General features: G+C 58.9%; 9 protein-coding genes. 4 read left to right on the plus strand and 5 right to left on the minus strand.

Annotated elements, in window-relative coordinates; all coding sequences use genetic code 11:
* Positions 1-67: 67 nt before the first annotated feature.
* The 3 genes from BLR26_RS19860 to BLR26_RS19870 all read right to left on the minus strand — a co-directional run bounded on the left by BLR26_RS19860 (position 68) and on the right by BLR26_RS19870 (position 4,625).
* Positions 68-502: an ANTAR domain-containing protein gene (locus tag BLR26_RS19860; RefSeq protein WP_093384603.1), complete on the minus strand. Its 435-nt coding sequence runs from the start codon at positions 500-502 to the stop codon at positions 68-70.
* Positions 499-1,704 carry an EAL domain-containing response regulator gene (locus BLR26_RS19865; protein ID WP_093384607.1) on the minus strand — a complete coding sequence of 402 codons (1,206 nt, stop codon included), beginning with the start codon at positions 1,702-1,704 and terminating at the stop codon, positions 499-501. Before BLR26_RS19865 ends, BLR26_RS19860 begins: the two co-directional genes overlap by 4 nt.
* A 182-nt stretch (positions 1,705-1,886) precedes the next feature.
* Positions 1,887-4,625, minus strand: a complete 2,739-nt coding sequence (locus BLR26_RS19870; protein ID WP_176794276.1) for an autotransporter outer membrane beta-barrel domain-containing protein — start codon at positions 4,623-4,625, stop codon at positions 1,887-1,889.
* Between the two features lie 429 nt (positions 4,626-5,054).
* Here BLR26_RS19870 and BLR26_RS19875 point away from each other — a divergent pair, with 429 nt between their 5' ends.
* From BLR26_RS19875 to BLR26_RS19890, 4 genes are all read left to right on the plus strand, one after another.
* Positions 5,055-5,705 (plus strand): DUF1120 domain-containing protein, encoded by a 651-nt coding sequence (locus tag BLR26_RS19875; RefSeq protein ID WP_093384615.1) that lies wholly within the window; start codon positions 5,055-5,057, stop codon positions 5,703-5,705.
* Positions 5,706-5,872: 167 nt separating this feature from the next.
* Positions 5,873-6,595 carry a fimbria/pilus chaperone family protein gene (locus tag BLR26_RS19880; RefSeq protein ID WP_093384618.1) on the plus strand — a complete coding sequence of 241 codons (723 nt, stop codon included), beginning with the start codon at positions 5,873-5,875 and terminating at the stop codon, positions 6,593-6,595.
* Positions 6,596-6,658: 63 nt separating this feature from the next.
* On the plus strand, positions 6,659-9,175 hold the full coding sequence (locus tag BLR26_RS19885) for a fimbria/pilus outer membrane usher protein (RefSeq protein WP_093384622.1): 2,517 nt from the start codon (positions 6,659-6,661) through the stop codon (positions 9,173-9,175).
* Positions 9,176-9,186: 11 nt separating this feature from the next.
* The gene (locus tag BLR26_RS19890; RefSeq protein ID WP_093384626.1) at positions 9,187-9,783 is read left to right on the plus strand and encodes a DUF1120 domain-containing protein; all 597 of its coding nucleotides are present in this window, start codon (positions 9,187-9,189) and stop codon (positions 9,781-9,783) included.
* 63 nt (positions 9,784-9,846) lie between these two features.
* Here BLR26_RS19890 and BLR26_RS19895 read toward each other — a convergent pair whose 3' ends face one another.
* Positions 9,847-13,488, minus strand: a complete 3,642-nt coding sequence (locus tag BLR26_RS19895; RefSeq protein ID WP_093384630.1) for a transporter substrate-binding domain-containing protein — start codon at positions 13,486-13,488, stop codon at positions 9,847-9,849.
* Positions 13,488-14,114 (minus strand): response regulator transcription factor, encoded by a 627-nt coding sequence (locus BLR26_RS19900; protein ID WP_093384634.1) that lies wholly within the window; start codon positions 14,112-14,114, stop codon positions 13,488-13,490. The genes BLR26_RS19895 and BLR26_RS19900 overlap by 1 nt, the downstream gene beginning before the upstream one ends.
* Positions 14,115-14,205: the final 91 nt, after the last annotated feature.

The following is a 14,205-nucleotide window of genomic DNA, read 5'->3' on the forward strand; positions in this document are numbered from 1 at the left end:
GCATTGCCCACTGGCAATGCACATCTGCTTACTGACGGTTCATCGGGTACCTCGTGTGCTGGGTGGGTTAAGCTCGAAAGTTCGCCTGCAACCTCGCCGGTGATTTCTGGCGGGCCAAGGGCGATGGATCGATAACGCTCATCAGTGCACCCAGGGCGCAGGTGTCCGGCGGCTTGAGCAGAAAGGCCCGCACGGCCTGCGCCGGGCACGCGTTGGCACGCTCAGGCGATTGGTCCAGGTCACCGTAGAACAGCGTGTGCAGAATCTGCGGCCGTGACCGGCAGAACTCACTCAACTCGACGCCCTGCGGCACAGCCAGGGCCTTGTTGACGATGAGCAGGTCAAAGGGCGCCTGGGGGCTGCTGGTCAGCGATGCCAGTTCGTCAAAGGTGCGAACCGGCGCGATTCGGTAGTAACCGAGGGCGTTCAGCTGCTTTTCAACACGCAACAGCTGCGCGTGACGCTCATCGGCAATCAGGATTCGCAGAGCCTTGTTAGTCATGCGCGCTGGCTCCGTTGCTCGGCTCGCCCGAGCCAGCGCACCAGCTCTTCGCCACTCATGGGCCTGGCGTACCAGTAGCCCTGCCCTTGGGTGCAGCCCATGTCGAGCAAACGCTGGCGCTGTTCATCGGTCTCGATGCCCTCGACAACCACCGACATCCCCAGTGCGCCACCGAGCGCCAGGGTGCTGTTGACCACCGCATGGCAACGCGGCTCATGCATGAGTGCGCGAACGAACTCGGCGTCCAGTTTGATTTCGTTGAAGGGCAACTGGAGCAAACGCTGGAGCGAGGAAAAGCCGGTGCCAAAATCGTCGATCGACAACTGGCAACCCATCATGCGCAAGCGAAACAGGCACTCAAGGCTGGCTTCCGGCGCTTGTAGCAGGCCACTTTCGGTCAGTTCGAAGGTCAGCTCCGAACCCCGCGCCGCGTACTCACGCAGCAAGCTGCGGATCTGCGCCGCGAGGGTGCCGTTGGACAACTGAGCGGCTTGTAGATTGAAGGCGAAATTGAGCTGATGCCCACAGGCACGCAGGTGTTGTTGCAGTGCCAGGCCCTGGTGCAACTGCTGGCGCAGAAGCTCATCGAGCAAGCCGTGGCGTTCCAGAACGGGCAGGAAGCACGCAGGCGACAACATTTTGCCGGCCCCATGGCGCCAGCGGGCCAGGACTTCAACCCCGGTGGCTTGCCCGGTTTGCAGGTTGAACTTTGGCTGAAAGAACGCACACAGCTCGTGGGACGCGAGGGCCTGGCGCACCTGGGCTTCACTAGGCACGAACTCGGGCTGCTCGGGCAGCATTCCAGTACGCGGCACAGCGCAATGCTTTTTTAGCATGCACTCCAGGGTTTCATAGTGCAGCGGCTTGCCGATATCGCCGAGCAGTTCCAGGTTCAACAAGGAAATGATCTGGCGAACCGTACGGCGCAGATCCGCAGACAGCGAACTGCTGATAATCACCGAACCCACCAGCCCTGAATCACCAACGGCCTGCATGAAGGCCAGGCCATCCATGCCCTCCATCTGCAAATCGCACAGGGCGACATCGACCGGGCCGACATCCTTCAGTACTGCCAGCGCCTCTGCCCCGTCGGCCGCCTCGAACACCTCGGTACAGCCCATCTGCTGCAGCATGCTGACAGCAATAGCGCGCTGAAACGAATGATCTTCAAGGACGATGACACGCAAAGGAGAAGTAAGCATTGGACCCTACCCACGAGAAGTGCTGGACCTCATCTTCTGTCATCAACTGGACAAACAACCGATGTAACGGCCTTAGTTCCTGTAGGAAATTTCTCAGGCAGAAATTTTTCGATCTACGCGCCGGCCAGAACTGCCAGGCAAAAAAAAGCCCAGCAGCGGCTGGGCAAAGGAGGGAGCAATCATTACCACAGATAGCGATAGCCGAGCGTCACGGCCCATGGCTGTTCAATGTCATTGCCTTTGGCAAACTCGGTGTCGAGCGACACCTTGCTCCGGTCGCTGACCTGCAAGATCCCGCCAACCCCCAGCTCGACGCGATCGCCCGGCAGCTGCGACTCGAGCCTGTAACCATTGACCGTGACATGGCTGTCACCAGCATGCTCAGCGATGTAGGAGGCTTTGACGTAGGGCTGCGCCTGCATGCCATTGCCCAGCGCCAGGCTGCGGCCGAACAACGTACCAACACGGCTTTGCAGCGAGTCCATGGCGGCCGAGTCCACCTGCAAGCCATTGCTGGCGGTATAGTGGGCGCCGGTGGTGCGGGTGGCGCTGAGTTCGACCTGGGGTTCGACGAACCAGCCATCCTTGAGCAGGATGTGCTTGCCCACCTCGACGTCGACACCATAGCCGTGGCTGTCATAAGAGCCCTTCACGGCAGTGCCCAGGTTGGTCGGCAGCTTGAGGTCATTGTCGAAATGGCTGTACTTGATGACGCTGTCGACATACAGGCCATTGTCGTTCAGGTAGGTCGCGTAGGCGCCCAGCATCCGGCTGTCGATCTGCCCGGATGCGCCTTCACCGAAGTTCAGGTCCGACCTGGCCGTACCGAGCATGCCACCGACATAGAGTGTGCCGCTGGCCAGCCCGATGGCCTTGTCGGCACCGATCTCGACCCCGCTGTTGTTCTGGCTGAAGGCCCGACTGGAATGCTCGGCAATGTTGTAGCGACTGCCGATGGCGCGGGTCCACACACCACCTTCGTCCTTGCCCAGGCGCAGCTCACCCAGGCGCTTGACCAGTGTGTTCATCTGCGCGCTCCACAAAGTTGCCGCGCCAGCCTGGGAAGCGATGGCCGCATTGGCGCCTGCCGACAGGTGCTCGGGGCCCGGGTTTACTGGAACCACAGGGTCGACCGGATTGACCGGATCAACGGGGTCAAGCGGATCGACTGGATCGACCGGGTCTACCGGATCCACTGGGTCTACCGGATCAACAGGCGGCACCCCGGCAGTGTTGGCCAGGTACCAGTCGTCTGCCCGCTGCTCAAGGGTGTAACGGAAGGCGCCGGCATCCACATGCCCGCCATACAGGCTGAAGCGCCCCGCACCACCGTTGCCATCCACCACCATCAGCTTGCCGTTGGCGGCGGCGGGCTCATGGCCGGAGTCCTCGATCACCAGGGTATGCTCGCCCTCGATCACGCCACCAACCTTGATCAGGTCACCGCGCTCATTGGCCAGGTCGCTGTTCATCACGAAGGTACCGTTACCGCTGAGGTCGCCGTCAATCGTCAATACGCTGGCCGCAGGATTACTGAAACGGACCTGCCCCTGATCAAGATTCAACTGCCCCACCTGCGAGCTGCCGGTCATGTTCCAGGCGCTTTGCTCGAGTGTCAGCACATTCAAACCATGGACCGTGCCGGTCAGGCGGGTGCCCTCGGCCAGAAGTAACTGCGCGTTGTGTGCGTTGGCCTGGACTGTGCCGCTCAGGGTCGACTGGCGGGCCTTGATCAGCACGTCTTCACTGTCGACCAGGCGGCCGTCGGCTAGGGTTCGTTGCTCCACCGACAGCAGGGTATCGGCGCTCAGGGTCGAGCCGCTCAGGTCAATCTGCGCACTGCCGCCCTGAACGCTGATGGCGCGGCCGTTGGCAACGTCCAGACTGGAGTTGTTGATCTCAAAGTTGTTGCTCACCCCGGCAGTGGCCAACGACTGCACACCCATACTGTTGACCCCGTCGGCGCTGACCGCGACGTTATCCAGGCGCAAGGTGCCGCCATTGCTGGCTTGCACAGCTCTGGCAGCATCGCCGGTCAGGCTCACCGTCGAGTTGCTCGCTTCGATAAGCGAACCGGAATAAGCCGCCAGGCCAATGGTCGTCTGCTCGCTACTGAGTTCGACGCTGTCCAGGTGGATTTGCGAACGATCAGCGGCAAACGCGCCAACACTGTTCGCGCCGACCTTCAACAACAGGCCTTGCCCATCGATTGTCGACGCGTTACCGGCATACAGCGCATAGGCCAGGCTACCCGAAGTCTGTATCTGCCCACCATCGAGGCTGGCTTTGCCGCCTCGCTGGGTGAAGACGCCAATGGCGTTGTCGCCCTGGGTCTGGATACTCAGATTGCTCGCCAACAACTGGCTGTCGGCATCCGGCACCCAGACGCCATAGGCATTCGCGCCGCTGGTGAGAATCCTGCTGTTATCCAGGGTCGCCGTGGCGTTGCGATTGACATTGACGCCGATGGCATTGTCGCCGTGGGTATGGACTTGCGTGTTCTCAAGCGTGGCGAGCGCGCGCTGACGGCTGTTTGCCCCCAGCAGATAGAGACCATGTGCACCGTCGCCGGCCGTCTGCAGCACACTTTCGCGCACAGTGATCACGCTGTCATCGAGCAGATTGACCGCCGAAGAAAACTGGCCGGTGGTGGCAAGCGTTGACCTGTCGACTTGAACCTGCGCACCGCGTTGCAGGTTCAAGGCGAAGGCGTTGTTGCCCTGGGTGGTGAGGCTGGAACCTCTGACACGCAAATCTGTGCCTGTTCCCGTCACCGCCACGCCATGGCTGAATTGCCCATCGGTGGTGACAGCACTGTCATTGATCAGTACCTCAAGGTTATTTCCGCCAAGGCTGATACCGGGGCGGTTGTCCCCTGTGCTGTTGACCACCTCACCGTCAAAAACCAGGTCAGCAGTCAACTCAGGCTGGGCTGCTAACGCCGTACTTTCGCCAAGCGCAAACAAAACCAGGCTGGCGGACAAAGAAAGTACAAAACCAGGTGCATACAACATGGGGAGCCCTTCCATAATTATTCGAGCGCAAGCCCCGCAACTCTGCAATAAATGAAAGAACGGCCGTATAAGGCACTTCCCACCGCCATGTAGGGAATTTCCCACGAGTAGCGAAAATTACAAACACTCCTGTCTAAACATCCAATCGATTCATAGGAAATTTCCTACAGACACTTGCGATCTTCCTTGGTCCGCGTCCCGGCCCCTCCGCCTAAATTAGTGCCTGCTTCCTCGCCTCTGGCTGGCAAGCAGACCATTTGGCCTGAGTGTTCGAAACATTACGTTTGCAACTCGCGCCAGCGTGAAAGCAATTTAAATCGTATTAGGGTTTAGTAAATGAAAAAGATAATCAGTGTAGGTTTGCTGTCCGCTGCAATGCTGTCGTCACTCAACGCCCACGCGGCAAAGGCCGAGTTGAAAGTCATTGGCACGATCACGCCGGCGGCGTGCGTACCAAACTTTGCCGGCGGCTCGATTATTGACTATGGCAACATTCCAGCGGGCACTCTGAACGCTACTGCTCAGACGGACCTTCCCAACAAATTAACCACTATCAACATCACCTGCGACGCACCCACAACCTTTTATCTGAAGGCAGCGGATGAACGTGCAGCAACAGTCGCCACTGGTGTGGTGCCTCCTGGAGCTACTGCTGTGTCGCTCTACGGTCTGGGCGCCGCCCCAAATGGGGCCAACATCGGCACTTATGCCGTCCAGCTTACGGGCGGTGTTGCAGACATGGGCACCACTGCCCGCACCCATAGTTTGGACGGCGGCACTACTTGGAACATTTGGAATGGCCGTTTCAGCAACGCTGGGAACCAACTCATCGGGTTCACCAACGGCGCCACCGGTAACCCTGCTCCTCACAGAACGATTACCGCGGACATTACCGTAACCACATCGTTGGCCCCGGCCAACACACTGCCCATGGCAAACGACATCATCCTGGATGGCTTGACCACCGTTGAAGTGGTTTATCCATAACAGGCGAGCTTCATAGCTCAACTTAGCCGGCCCCTGTTGCTGGGGCCGGTTCAACTGCGTCGCCATCTTCAATCAATAGCGATGAAACAACCTTTCTCCTTTCAAAACGCATCCACCTTGACATAAAGCGAGAAAACCAACTTTCATTTTAAGTACGGAACTTCTTCATGCCTTGGAAAACCCATCCACATCGCAGACTCATTACTGCGACATTCATTTCCTATGCCTTTACCCTTATAGCCGCCCCTGCTACCTACGCAGCCGGCATGATTCCGGAAACGACAGTCGTTATCCTGGATGAGGGCGTAGGCGAAAAGACGATTAACATCAAAAACTCCGACGCCTCGCCTGCACTGCTTTATAGCTCCATCGAAAACCTCGAGGATGACCAGGAAAATCTTATAGTCCTAACCCCTCCCGTGGCGCGCGTGGAACCAGGAGAAACCCAGGCGGTGCGCTTTCTGCTGAACTCGCCAACACCGCTCAAGGTCCAGCGCTTGCGCAGGGTTACCTTTGAAGGAATCCCACCCAAAGAAAACTCGGCAGGCGCCAGGATCGGCATGAATGTGCGACAGAACCTGCCGGTGATCATCAACCCCAAAGGGTTGGAAAAAGAGCCTGAGCCATGGACCCATCTGAAGTGGTCCGTTCACGGCAAAAACCTCACCGTCGAGAACCCCAGCCCTTATGTAGTAAGGCTCGGTCAGTCAGTCAATGTATTACCCTCGAACGCCGTCGCCAGCCTGCCAAAACTTTATGTACTGCCCAATGAAAAGATTACGGTCGCCCTGCCCTCGGAAGTAAAAAGTGGCGCGACGGCAATCAAGATCCAGCCAGCGACCGTGTATGGGTTTTCGGTAGAAAGTTACGAAGCGCCGCTTTCTAACTAAGCCGCCGAACTGCACCTCTCGACTTAGCACGCATCGTTACCCGCTTTGCCGCTGACGATATGCATGGATATTCAGACTATGACCACGGCTTCAATTCGCGACTTCCATGCATATGGAGTTTATTCTGTTCGTACCCTTTCAATCCTGATAAGTGTCGTTGCCATGACCCCCGTTCGCGCCGAACCCGCAGGCGCCGACTATGCCGTGGCGGCGCAGGCGAACACGCCCGCCACTGTGACCTTTGATCTGGATATGCTCAAAGGTCGAGGTATTGATCCAAGCCTGGCAGCCTACTTTGCCGATGCGCCGCGCTTTCGCGAAGGCCAGCAAGTAGTGACGCTGTTTGTCAACGGTGAACGCAAAGGCCAGGCGCACGCTGCATTTGATTCACAAGGCCAATTGATTTTCGATAAAGACCTGCTCGACAAAGCCCAGCTTAAACTTCCCGCCGCCGCTTTTCATCGCAAGAACGCTTCAGCGGATACGCCAACCTACGACTTTATCAAGGCATTCCCCAACACGCTGGTGCAATTGCAGCCCGGCAAAGAAGAAGTTCACCTTATTGTTCCTACCGATGCCTTGAAATCACCAGAACAGGCGGTTGATCAATACGACAGTGGCGGCACCGCGGCCTTGCTCAACTATAATGTGATTGGCGTCAATAGTGAGTTCTCCAGCGGCTCCAGTGAGTTTCGCTCGGTGGATACCGTCGCCGGTTTGAATGTTGGCGACTGGATATTGCGCAGCAGGCAGACCTACACCTCGCAAAATAACAGCAGCCGCGCCGAGCACCTTTATGCTTATGGGCAAAAAACGTTTTCTGAGATCAGCTCGATTGTTCAGGGTGGCCAGATCAACATCAGCAACTCCATTTTTTCGGGTGACTCGATTACCGGTATCCAGATTGTTCCGGAAACTGGACTGCACCCAGCGTCCCAGGGCAGTGGTGCAACGGTGGAAGGCATCGCCTACTCCACGGCACGGGTAGAAGTACGCCAGAATAATGCGCTGATCCATACCTCTGTTGTGCCTGCCGGGCCCTTCAGCCTGAGCAATCTGCAATTGCTCAGCAGTAACAGCGACCTCGACGTGACCGTGATTGAGGCCGACGGCTCCAGGCAGGCGTTTTCGATTCCTGCGGCAAGCCTTGGCGGCGGCATGTTGGGATCTACCCCCGGGTTTTCCTTTGCGGCGGGCCAATATCGCCCCTATGGCGAGGTCGACAGCAAAAAGCCGACGCTGGTAACAGGGACCGGTACCTGGCAACTGAATGGCAAGACCAACCTCACGGCTGGTTTGATGGGGGCTACGGCCTATCAGGCCGCTGGCTGGGCAGCGGACCATGCCTTGACCCCCGCCACCACCCTGGGTCTACGGCAGTTGATCTCGGCGGCCTCTGAAGAAAATGCCCGTGGCACCCAGTTGAGTGCGTCGCTCAACACGCTGGTCAACGACAGACTGTCGCTGAACTTCAGCGCTACGCAAAACACCGAAGGCTACCGTGACCTGGTGGATACAACCTATATCGACGACAACTCCTGGCTCAACGGACGGTACCGCAACCAATACACCGCCGGCATGGGCTGGACCCATAAAACCCTGGGCGGATTTCGCCTCTCGCATTCTTATTCAACCGTGTTCGACGGCACGACTACCCAGCGCCTGCTTGGCGCCTGGTCGAAAAACTTCAAGCGCGCCAATGTGTCTTTGAACGTGCAAAAGAGCATGGGCGACAGAGGTCCTTATGACACTGGCGACGCCGTATACCTGTCGGTGAGTGTGCCGATTGGAACGCGGACCGTGCGCACCTATGTGAACGCCGACAGCAACAGCACCCGCACCGGCGCCACCTACAACGAACAAGTGAACGACAGTTTCGGTTATCGCTTGCAAGCCGAGCGAGACCTCTCGGACCGGGAAACCGATATCTCTGTGATGACCAACATTCTTCCTCGTTACGCACAAGCAACGCTGGGCTATTCGCGCAACGGCAAAGACACGACGACTTACAACGCCAGCCTCAGCGGCGGGGTGGTAGCGCATCAGGACGGCGTTACCTTCACGCCTTATGCCGTGGACGATACCTTCAGCATCCTTTCGGTAGGGGATATCTCCGGCGTGAAGATCGCCACGCCGCAAGGCCCGGTGTGGACAGACTACTCGGGTAAAGCAGTCGCGCCGAGCCTGCAGGCCTACAGCAACAACCGCCTGGAAATTGCCTCCAGCAGCTTGCCGCGCAATGTCGACATCGTGAACGCTTTCAAAGAAGTCCAAGTCGCTCGCGGCTCGGTAAAACGGGTGGATTTCGGCGTTGTCTCCAGCCGCCGGGTACTGATGACCGCCAAAGACATCAACGGCCAGCCGCTGGATAAAGGCTTGATGGTACTGGACGGCAACAAACAATACCTCTCCACCGTCGCGGGCAATGGCCAGATCTTTCTGTCGAACATAGAGCCCGGAATGCCGCTGACCGTCTACCTGGCCAACGGCAAAAGCTGCTCATTGAACTACACGCTCGCGGACAAAGCAGAGGCATCTGCCTTTTTCGAAACCGTCGACGCCCTTTGCAAGCCACTTTAACGGTAATGGATATGATCAATTTCTTGAGAACGCCCGACGCCCGGGCACACTTAGTACTGCGCAAGCTTCCCGCTGCGTTGAGTTTTTTAACCGCGCTGGGCTTTGGCTCTTACGCCATGGCAGGCGCTGACACCGATTGCGTGATCCAGCTCAGCCAGCCACTCATTGACTATGGCCAGGTCAATCGCACGCAACTATTCCCAGGCGGGGTTGCGGTTCGCGATGCGCTGTTGGGTAAAAGTACCCTCAGTCTGTCCGCCGTCTGTGACAGCAAAACCACTATGGCACTGCAGTTCAGGGGCGAACCTGCCGGCAGCGATAGCTATCGCTTCGCTCGTACAGGTGCCTTCACTTTGAAAGTGTTGAGTGCTCAGCTCGATGGCAAGCCTGTTCGTATGCGTCCCGCCCAAAGCGTGACTGCAAACGCGAACGGGCAGATGATACGCCCGGGAGAAAGCCTTGCACCCTACGATGGAGTGCAGGCCCTGGCAGGCGAGCGGCTGAGTATGTTGATCGAAGTGCAAACCCGCATAGACTCAGCGGCAGCCAGCGTTCGCAATGATGAGGTGTGGGCCGGTAACGGCCAGTTCGAACTGCAAACCTTCTGAACACAAAGAGCCCCAAGTGCCGACCCGATGAAAGACTTCAGGCAGACACTTGGGGCGCAGTGCTCATCGCGTTGCAAATGACTCGGTATAGTTTTCCAACGCTTGCGCCAGCTCCATCATCTCTTCCCGCAGCACCGCCCCCGCCCGTCTCACCTGTTCATCACCTTTCGCTGCACAGGCAGCCTCCAGTTGCTCGCAGGCCTGGATCAGGCGTCGAGCCTTGACGATGCGCGCGCCGCCTTTGACCTTGTGGGCCAGGTCCAGCAGCTCCTGGCAATCCTGCGCGAAGCAGCCCTCGGCCAGACGCGCCATGTCTTGCTGGTTACTCATCGCCAGATCATTGAGCAGCTCACGCAGGGTTGCCTGATCGCCCCGTACGAGTTTTTCCAGGGCGCTAAAGTCGATGTCGTCGGCCTCTAGCGCAGTCGGCTGATCGCCTGGCTCCTGCGGGGCGATCGACTCGAAGCGGTCCAGACGCTGCTTGAGCAGCTCCAGGCTGATCGGCTTGAACAGGCAGTCATCCATGCCCGCCTCCAGGCAACGGAGCTTTTCATCCGGTTGCGCGTTGGCGGTAAAGCCGATGATCAGGCAATGCGCCAGCCCGCGTTCGGCTTCCTCGGCGCGGATTGCCCGGGCCAGGGCATAGCCGTTCATGATCGGCATGTTGCAGTCGGTGATAACCACATCGAAGCGCTGCTGGCGCCAGGCCCGCAGGCCGTGGGCACCGTCTTGCACCGCGACCATCTCGTGGCCCAGGTAGCCCAGCTGTTTGGACAGCAACAGGCGATTGGCCGGGTAGTCGTCGACCACCAGGATCTTCAGTTGCCGCTGTGGCGCCTCGTCATCTGCGACAGGCTCTTCAGGGGGCAGGGGTTCGAGGATAGGCACCTGCAGCAATACGTCGATCTGTGTGCCCTGCCCCAGCACACTGTGCAGGTGCAACTGGCCGCCCATCATCTCGCACAGGGTGCGGCTGATGACCAGCCCCAGGCCCGAGCCGCTGCGCGCGGACTGGTTGTTGTTACTGGCCTGGGTGAAAGGGTTGAACAGGTTCTGCTGGTCCTCGGCAGAAATACCCTGGCCGCTGTCTTCCACGCGCACGCGTATCGACAGCGGCTCGCCGGGGCTGTTGTCCAGCACCTCAAGCAGCAGACGCACCTCGCCTTCGGCGGTGAATTTGATGGCGTTGCTGACCAGGTTGGAAATGATCTGCTTGAACCGCAGCGGGTCGATCGACACGTCACAATCGGCACGGGCATCGAGCGCCAGTTCCAGCTTCAGGTGCTTCTGCTGCGCCAGGCCTTCGAAGATACGCGCCACCGACTGGGTCAGCTCGGTGAGATTGGCCCGACCGGGGCTCAGCGAGAGCTTGCCGGACTCGATCCTGGCAATGTCGAGGATGTCGCCGATCAAGTCGAGCAAACCGTGGGCGGCCCCCGACGCGACCTCGATGGCAAAGCGATCGAGCACACCCTGGTCGGATTTTTTCAAGGCCAGCTCCAGCATGCCGATCACCGCATTCAACGGCGTACGGATTTCATGGCTCATGGTGGCCAGGAAGGTGGTCTTGGCCCGGTTGGCTTCCTGGACCATTCCCAGCAGTTGCTCGCGCTCACTGATGTCGATCCAGCCGCCGATCATGCCGGTAATGGCCCCGTCACTGTCCTTGTAGGGCAGCATCCAGTGATAGATCGTCAGTCGCCGCCCATCCGGCAGCACCAGCACGCGATCCTGTGCCTTGGCCACATCGTCTCGCAACACTTGCAGGTACTCGGCATGGTAGGCAGCGGCCTCGGCGCAGTCGACGAACAACTCCTCAGTAATGCGCTTGCCCTGCACTTGCTCTTTACCCAGGCCCAGCACTTCAAGATAGCTGACGTTGCAGGTCACCAGGCGCCCCTCAAGGTCACGCACGTAAATCGGGTGCGGCGTTCCGTCGATCAGTACCCGCATGAACTCCAGCTGGTTGCTCAGTGCCCGCTCGGCCACTTCGCGCCGGTGAATCAGGCGGCGCAGGTAGGCGATCCAGAGGATCGCCATCAGTAACAGCACACCGGCAATAAAGAAGCCCTGGATGATCGCACTGCGATTGCGCAGCCAGAAGTTGTCGTCGATCATTACTTCACTGCGCCAGCGGCTGGTGATCTCGGCCATTTCTTCCGGCGAAATGCTTAGCAGCGCCTTTTCCAGAATGGCGTACAGCTCGAGGTCGCCGCGATTAGTGACGAAGGCAAACCTGGCGGGTTCGATGCCCACGGTGCTACTGACCTGCAAACGGTCGCGGTACTGGCGCGAGATCATGTAGCGGGCGCTCAGTAACGAGTTGGCGCCGGCATCGACTTCGCCCTTGGCGACCATCGACATGACCTGCGCGGCGTTGTCGGCATAGACGATCTGAATACCCGGGAAATTGCTGATGATGTAGTCGGTGAGGAACACGCCACGAATGATCGCCAGGCGTTTGCCTTCCATCTCATCCAGGGTCGCCGGGCTCCCGGGATCGCCGCGGTTGATCATCACATAGGGTGTCGACAGGTACGGCCGGGTGAAGCGCATCTGCCCTTCACGCTCGAAACTTGGGGTCAGGGCCGCCAGCAGGTCGACCTTGCCGGTATGCAGGTTGTCGATCTGCCGGGCCATCGAGGTGCCACGCACCACGTCGAATTTCAGACCGGTACGCAGGCTGACCTTGGCCAGCACGTCGGCACTGACACCGCGCAGTGCGCCGTGCTTGTCGAAGAACGACAGCGGCAAGAAGTTTTCCATCGCCGCCACGGTCACCCGCGGGTGTTTTTCCAGCCAGCGTTGTTCCTTGGGCGTCAGGTTCAGGCGATTTTGCCCCGCAATGTTCATCTGCGATGAGCCCCAGCGGCGCAGGATCGCCATGCGCTCGCCGATCGGAATCGCCGCGATCGCCGTATTGATGATGTCCAGCAGGCGGGTGTTGCCAGCAGCCAGGGCAAAGGCAAAGCGGCTGCCTTCAAGCCGGGAAAAATCCGTGAGCTGGACGTTGTTGAGGTAGTTCATGCTGATCAGGTAGTTGGCGCTGATCGCATCGCCCAGGTAAGCGTCGGCCTTGCCAAAGGCCACTGCGCCAATGGCACTTAGCGTCGAAGGATAAAGCTGCAGTTGCGCATCGGGATAGGCACGTTTGACCTCCTGCGGCGGCAGGTAGTGGTACAGCATGGAAATCTTTTTCCCGGCCATGTCCCCCGCAAACCCGGAGTCACCCTCACTGCGGGTGACGATGATGGGTTGATCCTGCGCATAAGCGGCCGTCATCAGCAACTCGGGGTCCGCCGCTTCAAAGCCGTTGGCGGTGGCCAGCAGGTCGATTTCCCCCGCTTTCAACGCGCCGATTACTTGCGCCCGGGATTTGAAGCGCCGCACCTGCACCTGGACATGCAGCAGTTGCGCCAGCAGGTCCATGTAGTCGGCGGTCAGCCCTTCGTACTCGCGCCCGTTGCCCGTCACGTCGAATGGCGGGTAATCCGGCGCTGAAACCCCGAGGTAGAGCGTGCCTTTTTTGCGCAACCAGCTCCAGTCCGACTCACTGAGGCCGACCTGGTGCTCGCCCAGCCGGGAGCGCCCGAACAGCTGCAGGGTGTCTTCTGCTGGCTCGTCGCCGGCAAAGGCCGTCACCCCTTCAACTACCATCAACAGGCCCGTCAACAGCGCCAGGCACACGCGCAATGAGTACTTCATCAGATCAGGTTGTTACGTTTGGCCAGCTCCGACAGGTGCACCAGGGAACTGAGGTTAAGCTTCTCGATCACTCGGGCTTTATAGGTGCTGATGGTCTTGTTGCTGAGCAGCATGTCTTCACCGATCTGCTTGTTGCTCAAGCCTTTGGCCAACTGCTGCAGGATCGACAGCTCGCGGTCGGAGAGGCTCTGGATCAACGCCTGCTCCGAGGCATCGACGTCTTCACGGCGCACCGAGTTCAGGGTCAGGTCAGGGAAGAAGGTATAGCCCGACTTGATGGCATTAATGGCGTTCACCAGTTCATCCAGGTCATCGGCCTTCGACACATAGCCAGCGGCCCCGGCGCGCATGCAGCGCATGGAAAAAAACGTCGGCGACAACGAGGTCAGGACCAGCACTTTAACCGGCAACTTAAACGCCGAGATTCTGTTCAGGGCGTCCAGGCCATCAACACCGGGCATGGCGATATCCAGCATGACCAGGTCCGGCTGATGCTCACGCACCAACTGCACTGCCGATGCGCCATTATCGGCCTCTGCCACCACTTCGTACTGTTCCTGCTTCAGAATCATTCTTACGGTCGAACGAATGAACGGGTGATCGTCAACAATCACGGCTTTCAACATAGGTCCCTCTGGAATACTGGAAATTAAACTAACGAAAATGCGGCAGAAGAAGATCGCGAGCTGAGGCGATAAACACAGTGTGTCGGTCTAC

Source organism: Pseudomonas sp. UC 17F4 (assembly GCF_900101695.1).
GTDB lineage: Bacteria > Pseudomonadota > Gammaproteobacteria > Pseudomonadales > Pseudomonadaceae > Aquipseudomonas.